General features: G+C 40.7%; 31 protein-coding genes. 16 read left to right on the forward strand and 15 right to left on the reverse strand.

All coding sequences use genetic code 11. The features are described from left to right. The first annotated feature begins 9 nt into the window (after positions 1-9). Together PTQ34_RS04715 and PTQ34_RS04720 are read left to right on the forward strand one after the other, a co-directional pair. Positions 10-453, forward strand: a complete 444-nt coding sequence (locus tag PTQ34_RS04715; protein ID WP_273932366.1) for a hypothetical protein — start codon at positions 10-12, stop codon at positions 451-453. Positions 454-532: 79 nt separating this feature from the next. After that, positions 533-934 carry a hypothetical protein gene (locus PTQ34_RS04720; RefSeq protein ID WP_273932367.1) on the forward strand — a complete coding sequence of 134 codons (402 nt, stop codon included), beginning with the start codon at positions 533-535 and terminating at the stop codon, positions 932-934. A gap of 220 nt (positions 935-1,154) precedes the next feature. On the opposite strand, the gene PTQ34_RS04725 is transcribed toward PTQ34_RS04720, so the two are convergent. The 3 genes from PTQ34_RS04725 to purM all read right to left on the reverse strand — a co-directional run bounded on the left by PTQ34_RS04725 (position 1,155) and on the right by purM (position 2,687). Beyond that, complete coding sequence (locus tag PTQ34_RS04725) at positions 1,155-1,301, reverse strand: hypothetical protein (protein WP_273932369.1); 147 nt, start codon at positions 1,299-1,301, stop codon at positions 1,155-1,157. Between the two features lie 2 nt (positions 1,302-1,303). Then, the gene (locus PTQ34_RS04730) at positions 1,304-1,504 is read right to left on the reverse strand and encodes a hypothetical protein (protein ID WP_273932370.1); all 201 of its coding nucleotides are present in this window, start codon (positions 1,502-1,504) and stop codon (positions 1,304-1,306) included. Between the two features lie 199 nt (positions 1,505-1,703). Then, positions 1,704-2,687 (reverse strand): phosphoribosylformylglycinamidine cyclo-ligase, encoded by a 984-nt coding sequence (gene purM, locus PTQ34_RS04735; protein WP_273932371.1) that lies wholly within the window; start codon positions 2,685-2,687, stop codon positions 1,704-1,706. A gap of 84 nt (positions 2,688-2,771) precedes the next feature. Here purM and PTQ34_RS04740 point away from each other — a divergent pair, with 84 nt between their 5' ends. The 5 genes from PTQ34_RS04740 to PTQ34_RS04760 all read left to right on the forward strand — a co-directional run bounded on the left by PTQ34_RS04740 (position 2,772) and on the right by PTQ34_RS04760 (position 6,788). Next, positions 2,772-3,128: a RidA family protein gene (locus tag PTQ34_RS04740; protein ID WP_273932372.1), complete on the forward strand. Its 357-nt coding sequence runs from the start codon at positions 2,772-2,774 to the stop codon at positions 3,126-3,128. Further along, positions 3,128-3,733, forward strand: a complete 606-nt coding sequence (gene coaE, locus PTQ34_RS04745) for a dephospho-CoA kinase (protein ID WP_273932373.1) — start codon at positions 3,128-3,130, stop codon at positions 3,731-3,733. Before PTQ34_RS04740 ends, coaE begins: the two co-directional genes overlap by 1 nt. Before the next feature lie 25 nt (positions 3,734-3,758). Continuing rightward, positions 3,759-4,874, forward strand: a complete 1,116-nt coding sequence (gene tsaD, locus PTQ34_RS04750) for a tRNA (adenosine(37)-N6)-threonylcarbamoyltransferase complex transferase subunit TsaD (RefSeq protein WP_273932374.1) — start codon at positions 3,759-3,761, stop codon at positions 4,872-4,874. 12 nt (positions 4,875-4,886) lie between these two features. Then, entirely contained in the window at positions 4,887-6,164 is a 1,278-nt protein-coding gene (locus PTQ34_RS04755) for a dihydroorotase (RefSeq protein ID WP_273932375.1), read from the forward strand. 333 nt (positions 6,165-6,497) lie between these two features. After that, positions 6,498-6,788 (forward strand): GIY-YIG nuclease family protein, encoded by a 291-nt coding sequence (locus tag PTQ34_RS04760; protein ID WP_273932376.1) that lies wholly within the window; start codon positions 6,498-6,500, stop codon positions 6,786-6,788. A gap of 548 nt (positions 6,789-7,336) precedes the next feature. On the opposite strand, the gene PTQ34_RS04765 is transcribed toward PTQ34_RS04760, so the two are convergent. The 3 genes from PTQ34_RS04765 to PTQ34_RS04775 form a co-directional block, all read right to left on the reverse strand. Then, a complete protein-coding gene (locus PTQ34_RS04765; RefSeq protein ID WP_404814907.1) occupies positions 7,337-7,867 on the reverse strand; it encodes a type II secretion system protein in 531 nt (176 codons plus the stop codon). Positions 7,868-7,997: 130 nt separating this feature from the next. Next, on the reverse strand, positions 7,998-8,546 hold the full coding sequence (locus PTQ34_RS04770) for a type II secretion system protein (RefSeq protein WP_404814908.1): 549 nt from the start codon (positions 8,544-8,546) through the stop codon (positions 7,998-8,000). A gap of 693 nt (positions 8,547-9,239) precedes the next feature. After that, positions 9,240-10,568: a glycosyltransferase family protein gene (locus PTQ34_RS04775; protein WP_273932379.1), complete on the reverse strand. Its 1,329-nt coding sequence runs from the start codon at positions 10,566-10,568 to the stop codon at positions 9,240-9,242. Between the two features lie 329 nt (positions 10,569-10,897). Between PTQ34_RS04775 and rnc the strand changes: the two genes are divergently transcribed. The 5 genes from rnc to PTQ34_RS04800 are packed head-to-tail and all read left to right on the forward strand — an operon-like array spanning position 10,898 to position 13,606. Next, positions 10,898-11,590: a ribonuclease III gene (gene rnc, locus PTQ34_RS04780; protein WP_273932380.1), complete on the forward strand. Its 693-nt coding sequence runs from the start codon at positions 10,898-10,900 to the stop codon at positions 11,588-11,590. Then, positions 11,587-11,784: a hypothetical protein gene (locus PTQ34_RS04785; RefSeq protein ID WP_273932381.1), complete on the forward strand. Its 198-nt coding sequence runs from the start codon at positions 11,587-11,589 to the stop codon at positions 11,782-11,784. The genes rnc and PTQ34_RS04785 overlap by 4 nt, the downstream gene beginning before the upstream one ends. Beyond that, the gene (locus tag PTQ34_RS04790) at positions 11,784-12,053 is read left to right on the forward strand and encodes a type II toxin-antitoxin system RelE/ParE family toxin (RefSeq protein ID WP_273930183.1); all 270 of its coding nucleotides are present in this window, start codon (positions 11,784-11,786) and stop codon (positions 12,051-12,053) included. Before PTQ34_RS04785 ends, PTQ34_RS04790 begins: the two co-directional genes overlap by 1 nt. 10 nt (positions 12,054-12,063) lie before the next feature. Then, positions 12,064-13,209 (forward strand): chorismate synthase, encoded by a 1,146-nt coding sequence (aroC, locus tag PTQ34_RS04795; RefSeq protein ID WP_273932383.1) that lies wholly within the window; start codon positions 12,064-12,066, stop codon positions 13,207-13,209. After that, the gene (locus PTQ34_RS04800; protein ID WP_273932384.1) at positions 13,202-13,606 is read left to right on the forward strand and encodes a hypothetical protein; all 405 of its coding nucleotides are present in this window, start codon (positions 13,202-13,204) and stop codon (positions 13,604-13,606) included. Before aroC ends, PTQ34_RS04800 begins: the two co-directional genes overlap by 8 nt. 730 nt (positions 13,607-14,336) lie before the next feature. On the opposite strand, the gene PTQ34_RS04805 is transcribed toward PTQ34_RS04800, so the two are convergent. Genes PTQ34_RS04805 through PTQ34_RS04830 form a run of 6 tightly spaced genes read right to left on the reverse strand, consistent with a single transcriptional unit; the run spans position 14,337 to position 18,984 of the window. After that, positions 14,337-15,122: a 3'(2'),5'-bisphosphate nucleotidase CysQ family protein gene (locus PTQ34_RS04805; protein ID WP_273932385.1), complete on the reverse strand. Its 786-nt coding sequence runs from the start codon at positions 15,120-15,122 to the stop codon at positions 14,337-14,339. A gap of 9 nt (positions 15,123-15,131) precedes the next feature. Then, positions 15,132-15,677 carry a DUF2393 family protein gene (locus PTQ34_RS04810; protein ID WP_273932386.1) on the reverse strand — a complete coding sequence of 182 codons (546 nt, stop codon included), beginning with the start codon at positions 15,675-15,677 and terminating at the stop codon, positions 15,132-15,134. Between the two features lie 9 nt (positions 15,678-15,686). Continuing rightward, on the reverse strand, positions 15,687-16,223 hold the full coding sequence (locus tag PTQ34_RS04815) for a DUF2393 family protein (protein ID WP_273932387.1): 537 nt from the start codon (positions 16,221-16,223) through the stop codon (positions 15,687-15,689). Positions 16,224-16,229: 6 nt separating this feature from the next. After that, complete coding sequence (gene hisIE, locus PTQ34_RS04820; RefSeq protein WP_273932388.1) at positions 16,230-16,946, reverse strand: bifunctional phosphoribosyl-AMP cyclohydrolase/phosphoribosyl-ATP diphosphatase HisIE; 717 nt, start codon at positions 16,944-16,946, stop codon at positions 16,230-16,232. A gap of 37 nt (positions 16,947-16,983) precedes the next feature. Then, complete coding sequence (locus tag PTQ34_RS04825) at positions 16,984-18,051, reverse strand: SPFH domain-containing protein (protein ID WP_273932389.1); 1,068 nt, start codon at positions 18,049-18,051, stop codon at positions 16,984-16,986. 9 nt (positions 18,052-18,060) lie between these two features. Then, positions 18,061-18,984 (reverse strand): branched-chain amino acid transaminase, encoded by a 924-nt coding sequence (locus PTQ34_RS04830; protein ID WP_273932390.1) that lies wholly within the window; start codon positions 18,982-18,984, stop codon positions 18,061-18,063. Positions 18,985-19,160: 176 nt separating this feature from the next. On the opposite strand from PTQ34_RS04830, the gene PTQ34_RS04835 reads away from it, so the two are divergent. The 4 genes from PTQ34_RS04835 to PTQ34_RS04850 all read left to right on the forward strand — a co-directional run bounded on the left by PTQ34_RS04835 (position 19,161) and on the right by PTQ34_RS04850 (position 22,106). Further along, positions 19,161-19,814 (forward strand): amino acid ABC transporter permease, encoded by a 654-nt coding sequence (locus tag PTQ34_RS04835; protein WP_273932391.1) that lies wholly within the window; start codon positions 19,161-19,163, stop codon positions 19,812-19,814. Further along, positions 19,804-20,463 carry an amino acid ABC transporter permease gene (locus PTQ34_RS04840; protein WP_273932393.1) on the forward strand — a complete coding sequence of 220 codons (660 nt, stop codon included), beginning with the start codon at positions 19,804-19,806 and terminating at the stop codon, positions 20,461-20,463. Before PTQ34_RS04835 ends, PTQ34_RS04840 begins: the two co-directional genes overlap by 11 nt. Before the next feature lies 1 nt (position 20,464). Then, complete coding sequence (locus tag PTQ34_RS04845; protein ID WP_273932394.1) at positions 20,465-21,184, forward strand: amino acid ABC transporter ATP-binding protein; 720 nt, start codon at positions 20,465-20,467, stop codon at positions 21,182-21,184. A gap of 121 nt (positions 21,185-21,305) precedes the next feature. Then, positions 21,306-22,106, forward strand: coding sequence for a cysteine ABC transporter substrate-binding protein (locus tag PTQ34_RS04850; protein ID WP_273932395.1), 801 nt, complete (start codon positions 21,306-21,308; stop codon positions 22,104-22,106). A 206-nt stretch (positions 22,107-22,312) separates the two neighbouring features. Here PTQ34_RS04850 and PTQ34_RS04855 read toward each other — a convergent pair whose 3' ends face one another. Genes PTQ34_RS04855 through PTQ34_RS04865 form a run of 3 tightly spaced genes read right to left on the reverse strand, consistent with a single transcriptional unit; the run spans position 22,313 to position 23,972 of the window. Continuing rightward, positions 22,313-23,236 carry a hypothetical protein gene (locus PTQ34_RS04855; RefSeq protein ID WP_273932396.1) on the reverse strand — a complete coding sequence of 308 codons (924 nt, stop codon included), beginning with the start codon at positions 23,234-23,236 and terminating at the stop codon, positions 22,313-22,315. Continuing rightward, entirely contained in the window at positions 23,233-23,541 is a 309-nt protein-coding gene (fliN, locus tag PTQ34_RS04860) for a flagellar motor switch protein FliN (RefSeq protein ID WP_273930168.1), read from the reverse strand. The genes PTQ34_RS04855 and fliN overlap by 4 nt, the downstream gene beginning before the upstream one ends. Further along, positions 23,523-23,972, reverse strand: a complete 450-nt coding sequence (locus PTQ34_RS04865; RefSeq protein ID WP_273930167.1) for a chemotaxis protein CheX — start codon at positions 23,970-23,972, stop codon at positions 23,523-23,525. The genes fliN and PTQ34_RS04865 overlap by 19 nt, the downstream gene beginning before the upstream one ends. Between the last annotated feature and the right edge of the window lie 197 nt (positions 23,973-24,169).

Raw genomic sequence — 24,169 nt, forward strand, 5'->3', positions numbered from 1 at the left:
GGGGGCGACATGAAAAAGGGATTTTCACTCATTTTAGCGATTATTTTTATCTTGCTAGTAGCTAGCATAGGTGCGCTAAGTATGGCTATTTCATCATCTAGCGCAAAGACTAGCGTTAATCTTTTTATTCACGAACAAGCCAAGCTTTTAGCTGACGGAGCAGCTGAGTATGCCATTATGAAAGTCCAGCAAAATGACTTTACTGCTACCTGCGTGGATGAAATAGAGATAAATTATCCAAATGACACAAGCCCAACTTTTAGAGCAAATATTTCTATTACCTACATAGGCGATAAAGATACGATAAAAAACTGCGCTAATAGAATAGAAAGCGATAAAACAGGACTTCAATCAATCATCATCTCAGGTCAAGTAAGAAGCCTTTTAGATGAGAAAGCGAATAATTTTAGAGAAAATTTTGCTTACTCATTTACTACCACGCAAATACCATAAAATCTAGAATTGAATTCTAGATTTTGCACTTAAAAAGAGAATAGAATTTGCTTGTAATCCTTAAAGCAAAGGAGAGAAAATGAACATTTACGACTCAGTTATCGCTAGGGTTTCAAATGGCAAATATGGCAGTATTAGCGATTATTTCACAGGGCAAAATAATGTTAATTTTGAAAAAAGCCTAGATACTTTTAAAGACTTGCTTGACAAGGCTGAAAAAGCTGACACCACAGGCGTAATCAGCGATGCTATCAAAGAAGCAAAAGAGAGTCTTGAGGGCATAGAAGCCATGAATAAAAGCGATGAGCTAGCCACAACTTTCAAAAAGCTTGAAGCGCAAGCCAAAAAAGATGAAGAGATGTTTAAGACCTTTGATTTCATGCAGCTAATGACTCAGCTCATGTATGGCACAAATGACGAGAGTGAAAAAAGCAAGCTGTATCAAAAAATGAACGAGCTAGCAGCAAGCGTGAAAAAATAAAAGCTAAATCTAGAATTCCTAGATAAGAAATTACATAAAACAACTAGGAATTCTAGAATTCCTAGATAAAAATAGTTGAAATTCTAGAATTCCTAGATAAAAAATTACATAAAACAACTAGGAATTCTAGAATTCCTAGATAAAAATAGTTGAAATTCTAGAATTCCTACCTAGATAAAAATCACCTAAAATAACAAGGAATTCTAGAATTCCTAAGCCCTTAGGCTTTTACATCAAAAACATTTTTTAGTATATTTATAATGTTCTCACCTTGAGTGCTTTGAGCCTTTTTAGCTGGTGTGCTAGCTAGGTTAGTTTGCGCAGGTTGTGGGGCAGACACACTAGGCGTAGAGCTTGATATATTCATCATCACACCCTTATATCAAGTGTGTTATTAAGTATATTCATCACAGCTTGCCCCTCTATCTCCATAGCTGCTTTCATCACATTAGTTTGCGCGCCAAGAGCCATTTGAGCTGTACTCATCTCAGCCTGATTCATTGCTACATCAGCACCTTTGCTAGCAGAGCTTACTGGAGTGTAAGCTGGACTTGATACTGGATTTATCATTTTTGCTCCTTTTTGGTTTTATATAAATATCGTCAAATAAAAACGAAATTTTAGTCCTAAAATTCTAGAATTCCTAGCCAAATCTAGAATTCCTAGATGAAAAATCGCCTAAAATAACAAGGAATTCTAGAATTCCCTAGCCAAATCTAGAATTCCTAGATAAAAAATCGCTTAAAATAACAAGGAATTCTAGAATTCCCTAGCAGTAGCTAACACCACTGCCCTCTACTATCTCGCCGATGACGTAGCCATCGCTTGCTTTTAGGACTTTGTCTACATTTTGTTTTGGCACTACTAGCACCATGCCAACGCCACAGTTAAAGGTTCTGCGCATTTCGCTTTTTTCTACTTGGCTGCTTAGTAGCTCGTAGATTGCAGGGGCTTTGATAGCGGCCTCATCTACCTTTGCGCCAAGCGTCTTTGGCAGCACTCTAGGCAGATTTTCTAGTATTCCGCCGCCTGTGATATGCGCTAGAGCTGAGATATGCTCTTTTAGTGTCAAAAACTCTTTTACATAAATCCTAGTAGGCTCTAGTAGCACCTCGCCTAAAGTGCGTCCATCAAACTCGCTTTTTAAATCAAGCCCAAGCTTTTTGATCACAGCTCTAGCTAGTGAAAAGCCATTTGAGTGAAGTCCAGTGCTAGGCAAAGCTACCAAAACATCGCCACATCGCACAAACTCACGCCTATCTATTTGCCCACGCTCAGCAATTCCCACCGCAAAGCCAGCTAGGTCAAAGTCGCCTACTTCATACATGCTAGGCATTTCAGCTGTCTCGCCACCCACTAGCGCGCAGCCTGCTTGCTTGCAGCCCTGGGCTATACCTGCTACTACGGCTTTTGCGTCATTTATATCTAAAGCACCTGTAGCATAGTAATCTAGAAAAAATAGTGGCTTGCCAAAATTACAAATCAAATCATTTACGCACATTGCTACTAGATCAATTCCCACGGTGTCAAACTTATCATAGTCTATGGCTAGGCGCAGTTTCGTGCCTACGCCATCTGTGGCTGAGAGTAGCACAGGCTCTTTATACCCGCTAGGCAGCGCAAAAGCCCCAGAAAACGAGCCGATACCACCTATACAATGCTCATTTTGCGTGCTAGCAACAAGCGGTTTTATCGCCTCTACAAAACTATTTCCAGCGTCTATATCAACGCCTGCTTCTTTGTATGAAATCATTGTTTTTCCTTTAAATAATGTTCGCATTCTAGCTAAAATTCGCTGTAAATATGCTAAAATTGCGCATACATTAAAGGAGAAAAAATGAATTATCCAAAAGCAATAGGACCTTATAGCGCATTTGTAGATGCTGGTGAGTTTGTATTTTGCTCAGGGCAAATTCCACTAGACCCTGCTAGTGGCGAGATAGTTGGCAACTCAGCAGCCGAGCAAGCTGAACAAGCCCTAAAAAATGTAGAAGGCGTGCTAGCAGCAGCAGGACTTAGCACCAAAAATGTAGTAAAAACCACTGTTTTTCTAGCTGATATTGCAGACTTTGCTGCTGTAAATGAAGTATATGCAAGGCATTTTAGCGAGCCTTTCCCAGCGCGCTCTGCACTTCAAGTAGGAGCCTTGCCAAAAGGCGCAAAGGTAGAAATAGAAGTAATTGCTAAAAAATAATGTCTTTTAAGCACGGCGTAGTAATAACCGGACTAATCGGCTCAGGCAAAAGCACGGTTTGTGCGCTTTTAAAAGAGCGTGGCTATGAGATAATCTGCGCTGATAGCATAGCTCATGAGATTTTAGAGCTGAATTCAAGCAGGATAGCCGAGCTTTTTGGGGCGCAGCTACTAAGTGGCGGCAAGGTGGATAGAAAAGCCCTTGGCGCAATAGTCTTTGCTAATCCTAGCGCAAAAAAGAGCTTAGAAGAGCTTTTGCATCCGCTAATACATGAGCGTATTTGCTTTTTATCTAATGAGCTTGAAAAGACTGGCAAGCTCTATTTTGTAGATATTCCGCTGTTTTTTGAAAGTGGAGGGCGGGCAAAGTATGATTTTGCTACTTCCTTGCTAGTTTATGCGCCAAAAGAACTATGTTTAAAGCGGATATTGCGCCGAGATAAGGCTGATGAAATTAACGCAAATGCTCGCATAAACTCTCAAATGGATATAGAAAAAAAGCGAGCTTTGGCTGATTTTGTGCTAGAAAATACTAGCGACTTAGCTAGGCTAGAAAAAAGCCTAGATAATGTTTTAAAAGAGATTAAAGACTCTAAGGAATTCTAGAATTCCCTAAACAAAAGGCAAAAAAGTGATTTTAGCAATAGAAAGTTCTTGTGATGATAGCTCAGTAGCGATTATGAAAGCTAGTGATTTTTCGCTCGTTCATTACGAAAAAATCAGCCAAGAAAAAGAGCACGCCAAATACGGCGGCGTAGTGCCTGAGCTAGCCGCACGCTTACACACCGCTGCCTTGCCGGCTGTGATTTTAAGGGCAAAAGAGCATTTTAAAGCTCTAAAAGCCATAGCTGTCACAAACGAACCAGGGCTTAGCGTGAGCTTGCTTCCTGGCATAGTAGCAGCAAAGGCGCTAGCCGCTGCTTTAAACCTACCGCTAATTAGCGTAAATCACCTTGTAGGGCATATTTACTCGCTGTTTTTAAATGAGCAGATAAAACTGCCCCTTGGCGTGCTACTAGTAAGCGGCGGACATACGATGATACTAGATATCAGCGAAAATGGCGTTATATCCGTGCTTGGAGCTACTAGCGATGATAGCTTTGGCGAGAGTTTTGATAAAAGTGCTAAAATGCTAGGCCTTGGCTACCCAGGTGGGCCGCAAATCCAAAATCTAGCCTTAAAAGGCGATGATAGGGCTTATGATTTTAGCCTGCCTTTAAAGGGCACAAAGCGGCTAGAATACAGCTTTTCAGGGCTGAAAAATCAAGTGCGACTAGCCTGCTTGGAGCTAGAGAATTCTAGAATTCCTAGTGAGAATTCTAAAATTCCTTACTCTGTCATCCCCCGACTTGATCGGGGGATCTCTAGCGAGAATTCTAGAATTCTTAGCGAAATTCCTAATGAGAATTCTAAAATTCCCAGCCAGCAAAAAGCAAATATCGCTGCTAGTTTTGAGCGTGTGGCTTGTCTTCACATCATCGACCGCCTAAAACTAGCATTTAGTTCGCAAAAGTGGGCGCGCTTTGGCGTAGTAGGTGGGGCTAGTGCAAATCTACGCCTAAGAAGCATGCTAGAGAATCTTTGTGCTAGTTATGACTGCGAGCTACTCTTTGCGCCTTTGGAGTATTGTAGTGACAATGCTGCGATGATAGCACGCGCAGCTGTGGCAAAGTATCATAACAAAGACTTTTGTGAAAGCCTAGAAATGCACCCCAGATCAAGCCTAGAAAACCTAAAAATCATCTAAAAGGGAGAAAAAATGAGTATTTTGATAAAAAACGCAACCATAATAAACGCAAACAACACACAAAAAGCAAATATCCTGATCAAAGATAACAAAATCACGCAAATCAGCTCTGCTATGAGCGATGCTGACCGTGTGATAGATGCTAGTGGCAAGCTTGTTATGCCAGGGCTTATTGATATGCATGTCCATTTCCGTGACCCAGGCCAAGAGTATAAAGAAGATATCATCACAGGCAGCCGCGCTGCAGCTGCAGGTGGCGTGACGACTGCTTGCTGCATGGCAAATACAAAGCCAGTAAATGACAGCCCACTAATCGCAAAATACATGATCCAAAAGGCCAAAGACTGCGGTCTAATCGATCTATATCCCATATCTGCTATCACGCAAGGCAGCAAGGGCGAGCGCCTAGTAGATATGGGCAAGATGCTAGAGGCTGGCTGCATCGCATTTAGCGATGATGGGCTACCTGTGGTAAGCTCTGATGTGATGAGAGCTGCGCTTGAGTATAGTGCGCATCACGGCAGCTTTATCATCAATCACAGCCAAGACTGCTCACTTTGCCGCTGCGGACATATGAACGAGGGGCAAATGAGTATGAAACTAGGCATAAAAGGCATGCCACGAGAACAAGAAGAGATAATGATAAGCCGTGATTTACTACTTGCTAAGCAAACAGGCGGCCGCATACACACAGCTCACATCAGCTCTGCGTGGAGTTTAGAACTCGTTAAAATGGCTAGAGAAAAGGGCATAAACATCACTTGCGAGGTTACGCCGCACCACTTCACCTACGATGAGAGTGCACTAGAAAACTACGATACAAGCTACAAAATGAGCCCGCCACTTCGCACAAAGGCTGATGTAGAGGCGATGAAAGCAGGGCTAAAAAGCGGCGTTATAGATGTGATAGCAACCGACCATGCCCCACACAGCAAGGATGAGAAAAACAGCACCTTTGAGGATGCGCCTTTTGGTATCACAGGACTGCAGACCCTAGTGCCACTCACGCTAAATCTAGTGCGTGAGGGCGTGCTAAGCTATGAAGATATGGTGCGAGTATGCTCAAAAAGACCGGCCCAAATTCTAGGGCTTGATGATAGGGGCGAGATAGCTGTAGGCAAGCTAGCAGATATCGCAATAATCGATCCAAATATAGAATATATTTTTGATGAGAAGTTAAACTTCAGTAAAAGCATAAACTCGCCGCTTTTTGGCAAAACGCTAAAAGGCGCAAATGTCCTAAGCATAAAATCAGGTAAAATTGTCTACGAATGGGGCAAGGAATTCTAGAATTCCTAACTACTTGTGTCATTGTCCGACTTGCTTTTTTGTCATCCTCGGGCTTGCGTTCTGTGTCATCCTCGGGCTTGACCCGAGGATCTCAGTACTAAAGAATTCTAGAATTCCTTATAGAGATTGTCAGGTCAAGCCGGACAATGACACAAGGTTTGTCATCCTCGGGCTTGCGTTTTTGTCATCCTCGGGCTTGACCCGAGGATCTCTATAAAAATTGTCCAGCTTGACCATTCTGTGTCATCCCCCGACTTGATCGGGGGATCCCAAAAAAAGCACGCAATCCGTATAATGGCACAAGACTAAAAAACACAAAATAAAAGGCAAGAATTGAACTATTATTATGTCTACATACTCACAAACAAAACAAACTCAGTCATTTATATAGGCATAACAAATAATTTATTGCGCAGATTATACGAGCATAAAAACAAACTACTAGATGGCTTTACAAAAAAATACAATGTAAATAAGCTAGTGTATTTTGAACAAACTAGTGATATAAACGAGGCTATAAAACGAGAAAAAACACTCAAAAAGTGGAATAGAGAGTGGAAAATAGAACTAATAAAAAAGCAAAATCCAGAATTTAAAGATCTAAGCAGCGAGTGGGAATTCTAGAATTCCTAACTACTTGTGTCATCCTCGGGCTGTTTTTTGTCATCCCCCAGCTTGACCATTCTATGTCATCCTCGGGCTGTTTTGTGTCATCCTCGGGCTTGACCCGAGGATCTCTATAAAAATTGTTCGCCTTGCGTGTTAGTGTGTCATCCTCGGGCTTGACCCGAGGATCTCAGTACTAAGGAATTCTAGAATTCCTTATAGAGATTGTCCGGTCAAGCCGGACAATGACACAAGGTTTGTCATCCTCGGGCTGTTTTTTGTCATCCTCGGGCTTGACCATTCTATGTCATCCTCGGGCTTGACCCGAGGATCTCATCACTAAAGAATTCTAGAATTCCTTATAGAGATTGTCCGGTCAAGCCGGACAATGACACAGAATGGTCAAGCCGGACAATGACACAAGGTTTGAGATCCCCCGATCAAGTCGGGGGATGACAGAAAACGCAAGTCGGGGGATTTTTATAGAGATCCTCGGGTCAAGCCCGAGGATGACACAGCAGGGAATTCTAGATTTTAAGGGTTTTGAGCTTGCCAGCGTTATTTACTTAGTATATTTTACCTGAACTGATTGCTACGCAGCCCAGACCAGTACCATCATTCTTCACACCTGTACAGTTTGCTGTACCGTCTTCAGGTTTACCACTGTTTGGTAGAGTTGAATCTAAGAGTTGTTTTACTGGAGTAGATGCCAAAACTGCTGTACAAAGAGGATCATTATTTCCGTTAACTGGTTTAAAAGCAAAATATGTGCCTATCTCACTATCTCGAAGAAATATTTGTAGACAGTTTTTACCACCTACTGCTAGGGATACTCTTGTACCGTCGTAAACCGCGCCTACTGTGGTATCAATAGCATCACCATTCTCATCTTTTAGAGGCACATTTGTGATATCTCTCCATTTTGCACCAATAAGGTCTCCTTTTGCTGCATAGTAACCACTAGCGTCGCTTATTAGTGTGCGTAGGTTGGCAACAGCAGCTGAGATCTCAGCGTCCTCTCTTGTACCAGCTAGGCGAGGGATAGCTACACTAGCTAGAATTCCTAAGATAACGATAACAAAGATTAGCTCTATCATTGTAAAGCCTTTTTTCATCTTCTCTCCTTTTTATTTAATTTAAAAAAAAAGGGAATTCTAGAATTAAGAATTCTAGAATTCCCTAGCTCTTTAAGCTAAATATTTTAGCTTATGGTGCTGGTTGTGTTGGTTATTGATAAACTGATGTGTTTGAGCCGATAGCCATAGCATTTGCAATACCATTAGTAGTATTATCCTTTACAACTGAATCAATATAAGCTTTTACAGGTTTTGAAGCTAGAACTTTACCGCAAACACCTTCTGTTGTTGTTACTGTTCCAGTTTGTCCAGTACCAGCAGGTTGTTGTTTTAGAGTAAATTTAATGTGAGCTGGTGCATTGGTGGTTTTACCTACCACTGCAACACCGATGCAGTCATTAACGTTACCTACTTTTAGGTATGCAGTTGTATCAGCTTCTACTGTATTATCCATAGCAGCACCATCAGCACCCTTTTTTAGAGGCACACTTGTAATTTCAGTCCATTTTGCGTCGTTTGTGCCCCCTGCGTCCTTAAAGTCTCCTTTTACTGCATAGTAGCTAGCAGCGTCGCTTAGTAGTGTGCGTAGGTTCGCAACAGCAGCTGAGATCTCAGCGTCCTCTCTTGTACCAGCTAGACGAGGGATAGCTACGCTAGCTAGAATTCCTAAAATTACGATCACGAAGATCAACTCAATCATTGTAAAGCCCTTTTTCATGGCTAACTCCTTTAAGATAAATTGTGGCGGAATTGTAGTGTTTTAATTATTAAACTTTGCTTAAACTAAGCTATTTTTTTGTTTTTTATTAATGTTTTATTAAAGTATTTTGTTAAGGAATTTTAGATTTTTGCTCGCTTTAGTGGGGACAAGCCCCACTGCTCGCAAATTTTAATAAGGGCTACGCCCTAAACCCTTAGGGGCTGCGCCCCTAAAACCCCACTAAAATCTAGAATTCTCTTGATTTATTTGCGTTTTTGACGGAATTTTAGACGGAATTCCGCAATGACGGGAATTTGGGGCTAGGCTGCTATTTGTCTGCCTATGTAAGCCATGTATAAACCCAAAAAGCCGATCATTACAGCAATAGCAACAAAAACAAAGTTTTCCATATTACAACCTTTTTAAAATACTAGCATAGACTGCCAAAAGTGCGATCATCGCTACAAACATAACAGAACACAACGCACCGCACTGAACCCTTAGGGGCTGCCGCCCCTAAAACACCGCTAAAATCTAGAATTCCTAAGCTAAAAATACCCCCGCACCCCCAAAAAAACTAGAATTCCTGCCATTAGAGATCCTCGGGTCAAGCCCGAGGATGACAAAAACGCAAGCCCGAGGATGACACATAATGGTCAAGCCCGAGGATGACACGCTGGCACACAAGGCTTTTTAATAAGGGTTGCCGTCGAAGCCGAAGCGCAGCTGTCCTTTTAGCATTATATGCGGATTTTGGCTAGCGCGCTTAGCAAAGAGTGGCTCTAACATAGCCATAGTCCTATCGGTGCTACGCCCTATGTCTAGTAGCCTTGCTGCCTCATCAAAGCGGGCTTGCCACTCTTTGGTCTCGGCGGCTCTCCACTCATCGAAGGTTAGTTCTGGTTTAGATTTTTTGGCGGCTGGTTTTTTGGCTTTTAGTAGTTCTTTTAGTGCTTCTAGCCATGGAGCGATTTCTTCATCGCTTGGCATGCGAGCTGGGTCGTCATGAAGAGTGCTAGGCACATCTAGCGCTATGCCAGCACCAGCCATTGCCTCTTCTAAGCCGCCGTTTTTTGCTACGAGCGCAGGGATGCGGTTTAGCACCGCTTCGCTAGCGACTCTGCCCCAGCCCTCATGCCAAGCTTTTGGCACGCTTGGGGCTAGTAGGACTTTGGTTAGGGCGTAGATGGCTTTCATGTTTGTGGTGTTTTGCGCCATGCTGACATTATCAAACATTTCAGGCTTGTAGTTTGTGGCGCCATCGCCGTCGTGTAGGACGCTTACAGTAGAGGCAAAGTTGCCACGACTATTTACCACTAGAAATTTTTCATTTTTTAGCTCAGGGTCGTTTTTTGCTAGTAGGGCAAGCTTTGCTAGGATGGCTCCGCCTTTGCGGGGTTCTGGGTTTATCATGGTGATATACTCGTGGCTACCGCTCCCAGCGATGTAGGCGTCTTTGTCTATAAAAGCGCCTGTTGTAGCTAGGTTTAGATGGTCTCGCTGTGCGTAGAGCTGTGCGTTTGCTGCGCTATCAGTAAAAAGCAAATCACTATCCCAGAAGTTGTAGTAGGGGTGGTTGCCATTACAGATAGGATAGGCGTGGGGGATACCTCGGCGCTTACACTCAGCGTGAACTGCCGTGCCAAAAAGCGCCATACCATAGCCCATACACACATCAGGGCGAAATATATTTAGCTGTCTGCAAAAGGCTGTATATATGCGCCACTCTTCATCGTGTGGTAGGAGCGAGAGAGAGGTCGTGCTAGTGGGGATATAAAGATAGTTAATGCCGTTTTGCTCCAGGGATATGGGTGGCTTTTTAGCAGCGTCTTGCTGGATTTCGGCTTCAAGTTTTGGGAAGGTGGATTTGGCTCCTGCGATGCTATCAAAGACAAAACCGCCGATAGCTAGAATTTCTACGCCACGCTTAGCAAGCTGTTCTAATAATGCTTTACAGTGTTTGGCTGCGCCTGAGCTAGAGTCGTGGAGATTAAACTGGCTTATCCAAAGTAGTTTTGGCATGTGGTGTCCTTTTTAGAAAAAATTTTGGGGGATTATAGCAGAAATTTTGTAAGCTTCTAGAACTGCCTAAAAATATGAAATAGTCGCCACCAAAGGCTAGGGGCTTGCGCCCCCAGTGCTTACTTGCTTATTTTTATACAGATTTTCCACCCAAAAAGGCAAAAATTCAGGTATAATTTCAGCGTTCGGCTACTATGTTTTTTCATAGTTAGCCTTTGGTGGTTTATTTCGGCTAGTTTTGGCTAGCCGATTTTTTATTATATCACATTTTCTTACGAAATTTCATCACTTTTTGCTTAGTTTAAATGAATTTGTGGCAAAATGTCATTATGAGTGAAAAATTTAAAAAATTAGAAAAATTGTTAGGTTATGAGTTTAAAGATAAAAGCTTGTTAAAAGCGGCGCTGTCGCACAAAAGCGCACGCTCTGGGGTAAATAACGAAAGACTAGAATTCCTAGGCGATGCGGTGCTAGATCTTGTGGTGGGCGAGTATCTATATCATAAGTTTAGCTCCAAAAAAGGCGAGCATAACGAGGGCGATCTCTCAAAGATAAGAGCTGGGCTTGTAAATGAGCGCTCATTTGCAAAAATTGCAGGATCACTGGGGCTTGGCGAGTATCTAATAATGAGTATAAGCGAGAGAAAAAGCGGTGGGGATAAAAAGCCTAGTTTGCTTAGCGATGCTTTGGAGGCGATATTTGGGGCGATTTACTTGGAGAGTGGCTTGGAGTGCGCTAAGGGCGTGTTTGTGCCGTTAGTGGAGAGTGAGTTTAAAAACATAGATAAAGATGTGCTAAAAGACTACAAAACAAGGCTTCAAGAAATAACACAAGAGCGACTAGGACTGCTGCCAAAATACGAGCTAATAGGATCTAGTGGGCCTGATCATAAAAAGAGCTTTGAGATTGCGCTGTTTTTGGGGGATAAAGAAATAGCAAGGTCTGTGGGCGCTAGCAAAAAAGAAGCCGAGCAAAAATGTGCGATGATAGCAGTAGAGGCGCTAAAAAAGGGGAGCAAATGACTACGATAACGCTGGATAATAAAATAGGCGCAGATGTGATAGAGGCGATAAAAGCACTGCTAAAAAACAAGCCAAAAGAGCTATATAGTATAAGGGATGATAAAATACCTGCGCTTGATAAGGCGATAAAAGAGTTTAATAGTGGCGAATTTAGCGTATATAAAAGCGTAGATGAGCTGATGAAAGATTTGTAATGCTAGAAATCAAAGCATCGGCTAGCTTTAAAAAAGCAGCTAAAAAGCTAAATGATAGAGATAAAGGACTTTTAAAAGAAGTTCTAGGTAAGCTCGTAAATAATGAAAAGCTAGATGAGAAATATTGCGACCACGCATTAAAGGGTAAATATTTGGGATTTAGGGATTGTCATATTAAGCCTGATTTGGTGTTAATCTATAAAATAGAACATAATGCCTTGCTGCTATATTTAGCAAATATTGGCTCTCACTCTGAGCTTGGAATTTAAGGGATAAAAAATGAATACTTTTGGTAAAAGATTTGCGCTAAGTAGTTTTGGTGAGAGTCATGGGGTAGCAATAGGTGGCGTGATAGATGGAATGCCCTCAAATGTGGAGATAAATCTAGAATTCTTGCAAAATGAGATGAGCAAGCGAAAGCCAGGCGGCAAATACGCCACAAACCGCAAAGAAGATGATGAATTGCGCATTTTAAGCGGTGTTTTTGAAGAAAATGGCAAGCTTTTTAGCACAGGGGCTAGCATAGGCTTTGTGATAGAAAACACAAGCCAGCATAGCAAAGACTATGAGAATATTAAAGAGCTTTTTCGCCCTGGGCATGGGGACTTTGGCTACTTTGCTAAGTGGGGGATAAGGGATCATAGAGGTGGCGGCAGAGCTAGTGCTAGAGAAACAGCAGTTAGAGTGGCTGGTGGGGCGTTTGCACAGCTTTTGCTAAATCACTTTGGCATAGAAGTAAAAAGCGGCGTGCTAAGCGTGGGCGAGATAGGCAGGGCAGAGGGCGGATATGCTGAGCTTTTGGGGGCGGTGGACTTTGAAAATGCTGAAAATAGCGAGATTTTTGCGCTTTTGCCAGAGTATGAGGCGAGCCAAAAAGAGCTGATAAAGTCATGTAAAGACAGCGGCGAGAGCGTGGGGGCTAGCGTGCTAAGCGTGGCAAAGGGGCTTTTTGCTGGGCTTGGCGAGCCTATGTATGATAAGCTTGATAGCAAAATTGCAGAAGCGATGATGAGTATAAACGGCGTAAAAGCCGTAGAAATCGGCGCAGGTGTGGCAGCTAGCAGGCTGCGGGGTAGTGAAAATAATGATGAGCTTTTGCCTGCTAGCAATGGAGGTTTTGGGGCGATGAGAGCGGAGTTTGGCTCAAATAACGCTGGTGGCGTGCTAGCTGGTATAAGCTCTGGGGCTGATCTAGTGGTGCTAAGCCACTTTAAGCCCACGCCTAGTATTTTTAGCGAACAAAAAACGATAAATAAGCGTGGAGAGGCGGTGAAGTTTGCGCTAGTTGGCAGACATGATCCTTGTATCGGTGTGAGAGGCTCGGTGGTGGCGACTGCGATGATGAGACTGGTGCTAGCTGATATGCTTTTGCTTGGGGCTAGCTCACGACTTGAAATGCTAAAAAGGGCGTGGAGTTTTGCGTAGTTTTGGTAGAGTGGCTCTTTTTTTGGGGCTTTTGGTTTGTTGTTTGGTGGCTGAGAAAAACGCTAGCACGCTGGGCTTAGAGAGCTTTTTGGGTGGAGAGGCTGGAGAGGCTGGAGAGATAGAACTAGCCAAAATCCGCATAGCAAATCTTTTGACACAAAAAGCAGAGCTAGAGCGCGAGGCAGCAGAGCTAGAGGCCAAACGCAAAGAACGCGCGGCAAATCTAGTAAGCGCGGATAGCCCTGAGGTAATAGCGCTTTTAAAGCAAATTGCTGAGCTAAAAGCGCAAATTGCCAAGCTTAGCGCAGAGAATTCTGCAGGGAATTCTAGCGCAGAGAATGCTTCTTCTGCTATTACGAAAAATCCAGCCGAGCTTCAAGGCGAGTATATAAAATAAGTCTAGGGAATTTTGCGCAGGAATTTTAGTTTAGGAAATTTTAGTTTTAGGAATTCTAGAATTCCTAATAAATTTGCCTAGGAATTTTAGATTTTTACTTAGGAATTCTAGATTTTATTGCTAGGAATTCTAGATTTTTGCTCGCTTTAGTGGGGCAAGCCCCTAGCCCCGCAAATTTTATAAGGGCTACGCCCTAAACCCTTAGTGGCTGCCGCCCCTACAACCCCGCTAAAATCTAGAATTCTCTTGTTTTATCTGTGTTTTTGTGGGAATTTTAGTCTTAGGAATTCTAGAATTCCCTACTATGTCATCCCCCAGCTTGACTGGGGGATCTCTATATAGAATTCTAGAATTCCCTAAAATTCGTCATTTCGAATCTTTAAAAAAAAGAGGGAGCAATCTTATTTATTAAGACTTAAATGAGATTGCTTCGGTCGCTTTGCTCCCTCGCAATGACGCAAGGAATTCTAAATTTTTTTGTGATGAGATCCCCCGATCAAGTCGGGGGATGACAAAAAAGCAAGGCGGGATTTTTATAGAGATTGTCCGGTCAAGCCGGACAATGACACAGAACTAAGGAATTCTAGAATTCCCTAGAGATTGCTTCGGTCGCTTTGTTCCCTCGCAATGACGGAATTTTAGACGGAATTTTAAACGAGATTGCTCCCTCTTTTTTCAAAGCCTCGCAATGACGGAATTTCCGCAATGACGGCAGGGAATTCTAGAATTCCTATTTATCTAAAAGTGATCTAGCGTAGGCTAAGAACTTGTCTTTGTGTGCTAGGGCGTCTTTGCTAAATGCGATAAAATAGTCGTTTCGCAGATGTTCGCCAGTGTATTTTAAAGGCTCGTTTGTTAGAATGCTAAACATACCACCGCCAGCTGCTGTTACGATAGCGTCCCCTGCTGCTATATCCCAAAGACTGCTGCCACAAAACCTTGGATAAACAGCCGCAATACCCTGAGCTACACGGCAAAACTTTATAGCAGACCCACAGCGCAAACGCTCACTCTCAAAGTAATCGCACATTTTATCCACGCTTGGGCTATGGCTTGAGTTGCCTGAAATAATAGCGTTTGAGCCAGTTTGGGGCGTTATTAAGCCTCGGTCATTAAAGCTTTGAAAAAGCGTGCTAGTATAAAAAGTCTCGCTGCTAATAGGTATATGAATAAGCCCAAAAACTGGTCTAGCCTTTTCAATCAGCGCAATACACACGCTAAACTCGCCATTGCGAGCCAAAAAGTCCTTTGTGCCATCAAGTGGGTCAACTAGCCAAAAAGTGTCATTTTCGCTCATTTTTGCTGGGTCTAGCAAGGCTTCTTCGCTACAAATATCAATGCCACTTTGACTAAGATAAAAGTAAATTGCATCATTTGCGGCTATATCTGCGTTTGTTAGAGGTGAGTTGTCTTCTTTTGTGCTTACTTCAAAGTTGCCCTCATGATAATAGCGTAAAATTTCAGCGCCAGCGGCTTTTGCGGCTCTTTGGGCAAGATTTATCAAATCTTTTCTCATTTTATCTCCTTAGTGGCAAGTTAGAGTATAATTAACTTTTGGGTCTTTAAAAGTAGTTGGATAGCGCACATATAGGCTAAAGGGCCTTGCTGATTTTGCTTTTAATCTCTCGCCTATGGTAAAATTCTCATTTATGGTGCTGATTTTAAACTCTTTTTTCTTTATTTTAAAAAAGTCCAAAAAGCTCCTATCTGGCTGTTTGAAAAGATCAGGTGTGAGGGCTTGTAGTGTGCTGGGGCTATTTGTGATGCGGATATTTATATTACAGCTTGTGATATCAAAGCCTCCGACATTGCTGATAATGCCTGTGAAGTTTAGGCTCTCTTTTAGTAGGACACGCTGGTATTTTACCTCGCTTATTTTAGCGACTTTTGTGTAGTCATCGATGATGAAAGAAATGATAGTTGATGAGGCTAAAAAACCAGCAAAAAGCAAGCTTATTGTGATAATGAGCTTTTTTAGCCGAACTGTGCCTCGCAAAAGCAAAAAGCCAAAAAGGCAAAAAATGATAAAAAGTAAAATAATAAAAATTATATGTATATAAGTAAAATACATATTTTCTCCTTAAAAACACTGCGAAAAGGTAGTGATATTATAATCTTGCGGTCTAAAGTTATAAATAGTCATATTTAGCTCCACGCTCTGGTTTGGGGAGATGCGACCTTCGCTTTGCGCAAAGACTGATTTTAGCGGTTTTATGGTATTTTTTATCTTGTTTATTTGTTTTTTTGAGTTTTTGATAAACTCTACATTTACACGGCAAATGTGAAAGGCTTTGCTACTTTTGTTTGTAAGGTTTAAATCCAGTAAAAAGGTATCAGAGTAGGCTAGTTGCTTTGAGTTTACAATTTGTAGCTCTCTTGTGCGAAAATTCTCTTCAATATAGTTGTAGCCAAAGTATCCACCACAAAGCAAATACACCACTGCTAGCAAGATAAAAATAGCCCCCAAAAACTGCGAGCGAAACAAAGCCCAAAAGGCAAAAATCATAAGCACCAAAAAGCCAGCTAATAAACACGCAAGCAAGATATAATCATAGCTATTAAGGTTTTCTAAATAAAAAAAAATGTGCCCTCTTAGCTCACTTATGCTTTGTTTCATTTTCTATTAGCCTTTTCTATTAGCCTTTTCTATTAAGCCGCTAAGCCCTTCTCTGCGCCTAAGCTCATTTAGAAGCTGTTCAGGATGTATGCCCACATCAGCTAAAGCCACTAGCATATGAAATAGCACATCTGCGCCCTCATAGACTATGTCATAAGCTGGCTGGGTCTCTTTGTGCTCGCCTTTTGCGCCAGCTTTAAAGTCTTTTATAGCTAGGGCAAACTCGCAGGCTTCTTCGGCGATTTTTTTAAGATATGAGTTTGGGGCTTTTTTGTAGAGTTTGGCTGTGTAGCTAGTGCTCTCATCGCCACTTAGCTTGCGCTCTAAGCAAGTGTGATAAAGCTCGTCTAAAATGCCGTAGCTAGGCGTGTTTGTACTAGGAATTCTAGAATTCTCGCTGGGAATTCTAGATTTTTCTAGAATATCAAGCTCTTTAAAAAAGCAAGAGTGAGAGCCAGTGTGGCAAGCAGCGCCAATTTGCTCCACTTTTAGCAAGATTGCATCATTGTCGCAATCAAACTTGATTTGCTTGATTTTTTGGGTGTTGCCGCTGCTCTCGCCTTTTTTCCAAATGCGGTTTTTTGAGCGTGAGAAATAGTGAGCATAGCCACTCTCACAGCTAAGTTTAAATGCTTCTTCGTTCATGTAAGCTAGCATTAAAACTTCGCCGTTTTCATCTTGGGTTACTACTGGGATTAGTCCTTTTTGCCAATCAATTTGCATACTCATTGCTTTCAAAACTGTTATCTAGCTTAGACTACTATTGCATTGCGCTTTGTTTTGCTTTGTCTTTTGTATCCACCCAGATATTTGGCACTGCACCACCTGGGGTTAAAAAGATCTTAGCATCTTTATTTTCTTTTAGTGCCTCGTTAAAATTGCGCTGAATTTCAATTTGTTTTAAGCTTAGCAAGTTGCCGGTTAGCGATTTAGCAATTTCGCTATTTGAGTACGCTTGTGCGTCAGCCTCGATCTTTACAGCATCGGCTTTACCTTGCGCCTCGATTTTAATTGCTTCTGCATTACCTTTAGCAAGGGCGGCTTTTTTTAGAGCCTCTTGGTTTGCCCGCTCAACTTCGTATTTGGTACGCTCTGCTTCTTGCTTAGCGATTTGGACACGCTCGATTTGTTCTTTTACCTTTGGTGGCAAGATAATTTCTCTTAGCTGAACGCTAGCAAGCTCAACAGGCTGATTTGGCTGTTTGTCAATATCAGCTCTAATTGCTGCATCAATTGCTGTTGCTATCTCGTTTCTGCGCTCAGGTAGCTCTTCGGCTGTGTATTTACCAGTTACAGAGCGAACGACATTTCGCACCACTGGATCAATGATTTTATTCTCCCAGCTAAAGCCCCACGCTGCTATGGTTTGCGGTGCGTTTTGTGGATTTAGGCGGTATTGAACTGTGATGTCCATAGATACTGGCAAACCACGAGAGTCAAGCACTGAGATAGTATCTTTTGTCTCTATACCACTGCCCCTTGTAACTGTTTCGTTGCGACCTTCGCTTGATGTATAGTTGATTTGGCGCACTTTAGTATCTACGATTCGCACTTCTTGGATGAAAGGCACAAAGAAGTGAAAGCCTGCATTTAGCGGCATTGGATCAAATCTACCGGCTGTGCTTTTAATGCCTACTTCACCTGAGTTTATGATGACAAAGGGTTTTGCCACTACTAAAATCACTATAATAATGATTAGAGTGTAGATAAGCCCTGAGAATTTGTTAAAATCAGGTAGTTTTAAGTTGCTAAAATCTACTTTTGGGCGTGAGCTTTTGCTGCTATTGTTGTTATTTTTGTTGAAATAATCATTTAAATCTGCTGGCATTTTTATCCTTTATTTAATTATTGTGATAAATTTTTTGTATTTTTCTACTTTGCCAGTTACTGCGGCAAAATACTCATCTTGAAGTCTTTTTGCTACCTCGCCTCTTTTGCCTGAGCCGATTTTGCGACCATCGATGTAGGCAATAGGCGTAACCTCTGCTGCAGTACCTGTAAAAAACGCCTCATCAGCTGTGTAAGCATGATCTCTTGTCAGTCGCTCTCTGCGAACCTCATAGCCAAGGTCTTTTGCTATTTCAATCACAGTTGCTTGTGTGATGCTCTCTAAGCTAGTGTCGTTTGGCGGAGTGATGATCGCGCCATTTCGCACGATAAAAAAGCACTCGCCAGGACCTTCTGCGATAAAGCCTTGCGGGTCAAGTAAAAGTGCCTCATCGTAGCCTGCTGTGTGAGCCTCGTAGCCTGCCATTTGTGAGTTGAAGTAGTTTGCGCTGGCTTTTGCCTTTGCCATCATTGTGTTTGCGCCTGGTTTTGCCCATGAGCTGATTTTTACTTTGATGCCGTTTTCTAGCGCTTCTTCGCCCATGTAAGCACCCCATTCCCACGCAGCTACTGCTACATTTACAGGACAGCCGATGTGGCTAACGCCCATTTTGCCATATCCTAAAAACACGATTGGACGGATATAAACATTGTTATTAAAGGTATTTTGAGCTATTACATCAATATGAGCTTGATTTATCTCATCTTCGCTAAAAGGGATGTCAATCAAACAAGCCTTAGCTGAGTTAAAAAGGCGTTTTGTATGCTCTTTTAGCTTAAAAATGCCATAACCCTCATCAAGCTTATAGGCTCTAACGCCCTCAAATACAGCATTTCCATAGTGAAGTGAGTGAGTTAATACATGTGTAGTAGCGTCTTTCCACGCCACCATTTTCCCATCATACCAAATATATTGTGATTCTGGTAGTGCCATTTTGTATCCTTTTTGCTTAAAATTCCTTGCGATTATAGCTAATTTTGGTTAATCTTTGCTAAGGAATTCTAGAATTATCTATAATACAAAGCAAAATTTTTTAGATAAAAAATATAAAGTTAAATTTCAATTTAAACTTTTAAACTAGAATTCCCAGGATTTTTTTAAGGCTAATTGTGGATTTTACTTATATATTAGAAAATTATCATCAGTTTATTGACGCTTTTTGGCTTACTTTGCGCATTGGTGCTTTGGGGATTTTTCTATCATTTTTGCTGGGGCTGTTTTGCGCTGGCTTTCGTGCTGTCCCTGTGCTAGGGCTTTTAATCCGTGCTTATATAGAACTTAGCAGAAATACTCCGCTTCTAATTCAAATTATCTTTCTTTACTATGCTTTGCCAAAGGCTGGGATTAGCCTTAGTGCTGAGGTTTGCGGCATTTTAGGGCTTGCGTTTTTAGGTGGTGGATATATGTGCGAGGCCTTTGGCTCTGGGCTAAGCTCAGTTGAGAAAATTCAGCGTGAGAGTGCACTTAGCCTTGGACTTAGCAATGCTCAAGCGTTTTTTTATGTGATTTTACCGCAAGCACTTAGTGTTAGTGTGCCTGCGTTTTTGGCAAATGTAGTGTTTTTGCTAAAAGAAACTTCGGTTTTTAGCGCAATTGCGCTAGCTGATTTAATGTATGTAGCAAAGGATCAAATCGGCATTGATTATATGATAAATGAAAGCCTTTTTATGCTTGTAGTAGCGTATTTGCTGCTGCTTGCGCCTATTTTAGCTCTTGGCTTTTATTTGGAGAAAAAACTAAGGTTTGCTGGCTATGGGAATTAGTATTTTATTTGCTGATGGTGTTTTTTCTAGGCTTTTAGAAGGGCTTTTAGTAAGTGCTGAGATTAGCCTTATTTCTGCTTTTTTTTCGCTAGTTTTTGGTGTGATTTTTGGTCTTTTTATGACTATAGATTTTTGGCTTACTAAGCTTATTTCACGCATTTATTTAGAGTTTGTGCGTATTATGCCTCAGCTGGTGCTACTTTTTATTATGTATTTTGGTGTTTCATCATGGCTGGGGCTTGATATATCTGCGTTTTTAAGCTCTGTGATTGTTTTTACTTTTTGGGGGACAGCTGAAATGGGAGATTTGGTTCGCTCAGCTCTTATAAACACTCCAAAACACCAGTATGAAAGCGCCTTTGCTTTAGGGCTAAATAAAACCCAAACTTATGCTTATATCATCATTCCACAGACTATAAAAAATTTAACTCCACTTAGTATAAATCTCATTACTCGTATCATAAAAACTACTTCGCTAGTAGCCTTAATAGGCGTGGTGGAGGTGCTAAAAGTAGCCGAACAGATCATTGATAGCACGAGATTTAGCCACCCAAATGGTGCGCTGTGGGTGTATGGGGTGGTGTTTATGATGTATTTTGTGCTGTGTTTTGCTACTTCACTGTGCTCAAAATTTTTTGAAAAGAGATAAAATGTTAAAAATCAAGCAATTAGTAAAAAGCTATGGAAGCTTAGAGGTTTTACAGGGTATAAACTTAGAGATAAAAAAAAGCGAAGTTGTAGCCGTGCTAGGGCCTTCTGGGTGTGGAAAAAGTACCTTGCTTCGCACGATAAATGGACTTGAGAGCATAAATAGTGGGGAAATCTACTTCAAAGACGAGCTAATTAACAAAAAAAATATCATCGCAATGCGCCAAAAAATCGGTATGGTTTTTCAAAGTTATGATCTTTTTGCCCATTTAAATGTACTCCAAAACATTATGCTAGCTCCGCTTAAGGTTCAAAAAAGAGATGAAAAAGAGGTAAAAGAGTTTGCGCTAAGGCTTTTGGAGCGTGTGCGACTTTTAGAAAAGCAAAGTGCTTATCCAAGAGAGCTAAGTGGTGGACAAAAACAGCGCATTGCGATTGTTAGAGCACTTTGTATGAGACCTGAGCTAATGCTGTTTGATGAGGTTACAGCTGCGCTTGATCCAGAGATGGTGCGAGAGGTGCTAGAAGTCGTGCGAGATCTAGCAAATGATGGAATGACAATGCTTATAGTAACGCATGAGATGAACTTTGCAAGAGCGGTGGCTTCTAGGGTAGTGTTTTTAGATGGTGGTAGGGTGGCTGAAGATGAGAGCTCAGAGCAATTTTTTAGCTCACCAAAGCATGAAAGAGCTAGAGAATTTTTGAAGTCTTTTGAATACTAAGTAATTTTATAAATATTTTAAGACATTATATATTAAAGTTTTAGAAAAAATATTTGTTATTTACTATATATTTATTTTGCTAGTTTAGAATTCCCTAAACATTTTATTTAAAGGAGAAAAAATGAGACTATTAAAAATAGTTTTTCTAGCAGCTGTGCTTTTTGGTTCTTTATGGGCAAAAAGTTTAGATGAAATAAAAGCAGCAGGCGTGGTTCGTATAGGTGTATTTAGCGATAAAGCACCTTTTGGCTATGTTGATAGCAAGGGTGAGTATCAAGGATATGATGTGTATTTTGCTAAGCGTATTGCGCAGGATTTGGGCGTGAAGCTAGAGTTTTTAGCACTTGATCCAGCTAGCAGGGTGCAGTTTGTAAAAAGCGATAAGGCTGACATTATCCTAGCAAATTTCACAAAAACAGCCGAGAGAGAAAAGCAAGTAGATTTTGCTCTGCCTTATATGAAAGTAGCCCTTGGCGTAGTAAGTCCTAAAAAGGCGCAAATTACCGATGTAAAAGAGCTTGAAGGCAAAACGCTAATAGTGGTAAAGGGTACTACTGCTGATTTTTATTTCACAAAAAATTACCCTGAGATAAAACTTTTAAAGTTCGATCAATACTCTCAAGCATATAACGCACTCTTAGATGGTCGTGGGGATGCTTTTAGCACCGATAATACCGAGGTTCAAGCTTGGGCAAATCAAAATGAAGGCTTTAGCGTAGGTATAGCAAAGCTAGGTGATTTGGATGTGATTGCCCCTGCTGTGAAAAAGGGAAATAAAGAGCTTTTATCATGGATAAATGAAAAAATCGTTGAGCTTGGCAAAGAAAACTTCTTTCATAAAGCCTATGAAGAGACCTTGCGTCCAGTTTATGGAGCTGATTCAAATGCTGATGATATCGTAGTTGAAGGCGGTAAGCTATAACTTATTTTCTTAGCCAATTCTAGAATTCCTTAGGGAATTCTAGAGTTATTTTTTATATTTATCTAACGAAATTCTAGAATTATTTTTTATATTTATCTAACCAATTCTAGAATTCCTTACTCTAGAATTCCTTAGGGAATTCTAGAATTATTTTTTATATTTATCTAACAAAATTCTAGAATTCTTTAGGGAATTCTAGAATTCCCTTATTCTGCGCCAAGGTTGTTTTTGTAATTTTCTAAGCTATTTGTGCGCTTTGATATAAAGTTTGCTAGCATATTTTTATTTTGTTCAAAAAACAGCTCAAAGTCGCTTTGTGTGCGGATATTATCCTCGCCAAAGCGGTCTAAAAGCACATTTGAACTGCCAGTTAGCACAAGGTATTTGCGGGCATTATGCTCAAAAAGCACAACCTTATTTCTATCATCTAGTGGCTTTTCAAAGATGATTTTTGCTGTGTTTTCTATCTCAAAATCAGCATTTGCCAGTTCGCTTGCAAAATCAGTTTTTTTGCTTTCTATATTTTTTTGCGTGTTTTGTTCTGGTTTTTGTTCTACGCTTTGTTCTGTTTTTCTAGAATTCTCTGAGCTAGAAAGATTTTTTTGGACAGCCTTTGCTTTTTTAGCATTTTTTATTTTTTTATCAAGGCGCTTTCTTATTATCACAAGGGCGATACAAAGTAGCGAAAGCACGACGATAAGGCTTGTGTATTTACCGTCAACTGAGCTAGTTTTTTGCGCTCCAAGCTCGCTAAAATTGCTAATAGCTTTTGGGGTTATGCGGATTAACATACTCATTTTATCAGGATTTTTTGCTGGGGTGATTTGTAGGTTTTTATCGCTTTTTAGCTCTATGCCAAGCATTTGGCCCTGAAAGTTCATTATGCTTATAGAGTTTATAAACTTAGAGTTTAGAGCTTGAGAAAAGTTTTCTTTGATTTTGGTATTTTCTAGCAAAAGTATTATTTTACCATCTTGATTTTGCTGTCTAATCTGCGCATTATAAGGCTCATCAAAGCCAAGCACTATATCAAAATTCTCAGCCCTAGAATATAGATTATAAGTAAGCAAATTGCCAGCTTGCAAATAAACAAAGCTGGCAAAAAGGGTAAAAAAAAGGCGTAAAATCATTGCGAGAGCTCTTTTTTGAAGTATTGAATAACTGATTTAGAATCTAGAATTTCGTTTATACGAATAGCTAGGTTCTTTTCATATACCATAACCTCGCCTTTGCCTACTATGCAGTTATTTATATATAGCTCAACGCTTTCACCGGCTGGCTTTTCAAGGTCTATGATGCTGCCTATATCAAGTGCTAGTAGCTCCCGCACACTAATAGTACTAGTGCCAAGCTCGCTAATAAACTCTACGCCGATATCAAGTAGCTCATCATAGCCATGAAAGAGCCCATTGGGGCTTAATTCTTCTTCTGCCATGCTATTCTATAACCTATTTTTAGTACATTGCCATTTATTTTATAAATTTTTGATTCAATAAACTCTATGTGAAAATGCTCAACCACACCCAAAAACTCAGGTACGCCCAAAGAGTAAGGATTGTGCGCAGAAGCATTGTTTAAAAGATTTTTAGCATATCCAATTATTTGGTTTGCTAGCTCGCGTGAAAGGTCGTCTAAATCGTCTTCTGTGTAGCTTGATTGAAGCAATTTATCAGCAGCGTCTTTTAAAACTTCTTTTTTGAAATACAAGAAAAACTGAATTTCCTTTTCTCCTTCTTCTGTTTTTTCATAAACTGGGATTGAAGAGCCGTAAATTTCGCCTTCTATAGAATCAGCAAAATCTACTTTTGTATCCAAAACATCGCAGATATGAAGGACAGATTCGTTTATAGCTGTGCTTATTTGCATGGTGTTCCCCTGAAAATTTTGTATAAAATTGGCGCATTATAGCAAAAAAAAACTAAAAATTTATTTTTTTGCTAGGAATTTTTTATTTTTAAAAAATTTATTTTTTTTCACTTTTTAATATAATTTTAATATTATTTAAGTTTTATTTATGCTATACTTCGCTCGTTGTTTATCTCAAAACAAAATTTTAGTAGGGG

Source organism: Campylobacter magnus (genome assembly GCF_028649595.1).
Classification (GTDB): domain Bacteria; phylum Campylobacterota; class Campylobacteria; order Campylobacterales; family Campylobacteraceae; genus Campylobacter; species Campylobacter magnus.

Coding starts and splice junctions, on each gene's coding strand:
- PTQ34_RS04715 (WP_273932366.1), top strand. CDS start 10: ATGAAAAAGGGATTTTCACTCATTTTAGCGATTATTTTTATCTTGCTA.
- PTQ34_RS04720 (WP_273932367.1), top strand. CDS start 533: ATGAACATTTACGACTCAGTTATCGCTAGGGTTTCAAATGGCAAATAT.
- PTQ34_RS04725 (WP_273932369.1), bottom strand. CDS start 1,301: ATGAATATATCAAGCTCTACGCCTAGTGTGTCTGCCCCACAACCTGCG.
- PTQ34_RS04730 (WP_273932370.1), bottom strand. CDS start 1,504: ATGATAAATCCAGTATCAAGTCCAGCTTACACTCCAGTAAGCTCTGCT.
- purM (WP_273932371.1), bottom strand. CDS start 2,687: ATGATTTCATACAAAGAAGCAGGCGTTGATATAGACGCTGGAAATAGT.
- PTQ34_RS04740 (WP_273932372.1), top strand. CDS start 2,772: ATGAATTATCCAAAAGCAATAGGACCTTATAGCGCATTTGTAGATGCT.
- coaE (WP_273932373.1), top strand. CDS start 3,128: ATGTCTTTTAAGCACGGCGTAGTAATAACCGGACTAATCGGCTCAGGC.
- PTQ34_RS04755 (WP_273932375.1), top strand. CDS start 4,887: ATGAGTATTTTGATAAAAAACGCAACCATAATAAACGCAAACAACACA.
- PTQ34_RS04765 (WP_404814907.1), bottom strand. CDS start 7,867: ATGATAGAGCTAATCTTTGTTATCGTTATCTTAGGAATTCTAGCTAGT.
- PTQ34_RS04770 (WP_404814908.1), bottom strand. CDS start 8,546: ATGATTGAGTTGATCTTCGTGATCGTAATTTTAGGAATTCTAGCTAGC.
- PTQ34_RS04775 (WP_273932379.1), bottom strand. CDS start 10,568: ATGCCAAAACTACTTTGGATAAGCCAGTTTAATCTCCACGACTCTAGC.
- rnc (WP_273932380.1), top strand. CDS start 10,898: ATGAGTGAAAAATTTAAAAAATTAGAAAAATTGTTAGGTTATGAGTTT.
- PTQ34_RS04785 (WP_273932381.1), top strand. CDS start 11,587: ATGACTACGATAACGCTGGATAATAAAATAGGCGCAGATGTGATAGAG.
- PTQ34_RS04790 (WP_273930183.1), top strand. CDS start 11,784: ATGCTAGAAATCAAAGCATCGGCTAGCTTTAAAAAAGCAGCTAAAAAG.
- aroC (WP_273932383.1), top strand. CDS start 12,064: ATGAATACTTTTGGTAAAAGATTTGCGCTAAGTAGTTTTGGTGAGAGT.
- PTQ34_RS04805 (WP_273932385.1), bottom strand. CDS start 15,122: ATGAGAAAAGATTTGATAAATCTTGCCCAAAGAGCCGCAAAAGCCGCT.
- PTQ34_RS04810 (WP_273932386.1), bottom strand. CDS start 15,677: ATGTATTTTACTTATATACATATAATTTTTATTATTTTACTTTTTATC.
- PTQ34_RS04815 (WP_273932387.1), bottom strand. CDS start 16,223: ATGAAACAAAGCATAAGTGAGCTAAGAGGGCACATTTTTTTTTATTTA.
- hisIE (WP_273932388.1), bottom strand. CDS start 16,946: ATGCAAATTGATTGGCAAAAAGGACTAATCCCAGTAGTAACCCAAGAT.
- PTQ34_RS04825 (WP_273932389.1), bottom strand. CDS start 18,051: ATGCCAGCAGATTTAAATGATTATTTCAACAAAAATAACAACAATAGC.
- PTQ34_RS04830 (WP_273932390.1), bottom strand. CDS start 18,984: ATGGCACTACCAGAATCACAATATATTTGGTATGATGGGAAAATGGTG.
- PTQ34_RS04840 (WP_273932393.1), top strand. CDS start 19,804: ATGGGAATTAGTATTTTATTTGCTGATGGTGTTTTTTCTAGGCTTTTA.
- PTQ34_RS04845 (WP_273932394.1), top strand. CDS start 20,465: ATGTTAAAAATCAAGCAATTAGTAAAAAGCTATGGAAGCTTAGAGGTT.
- PTQ34_RS04850 (WP_273932395.1), top strand. CDS start 21,306: ATGAGACTATTAAAAATAGTTTTTCTAGCAGCTGTGCTTTTTGGTTCT.
- PTQ34_RS04855 (WP_273932396.1), bottom strand. CDS start 23,236: ATGATTTTACGCCTTTTTTTTACCCTTTTTGCCAGCTTTGTTTATTTG.
- fliN (WP_273930168.1), bottom strand. CDS start 23,541: ATGGCAGAAGAAGAATTAAGCCCCAATGGGCTCTTTCATGGCTATGAT.
- PTQ34_RS04865 (WP_273930167.1), bottom strand. CDS start 23,972: ATGCAAATAAGCACAGCTATAAACGAATCTGTCCTTCATATCTGCGAT.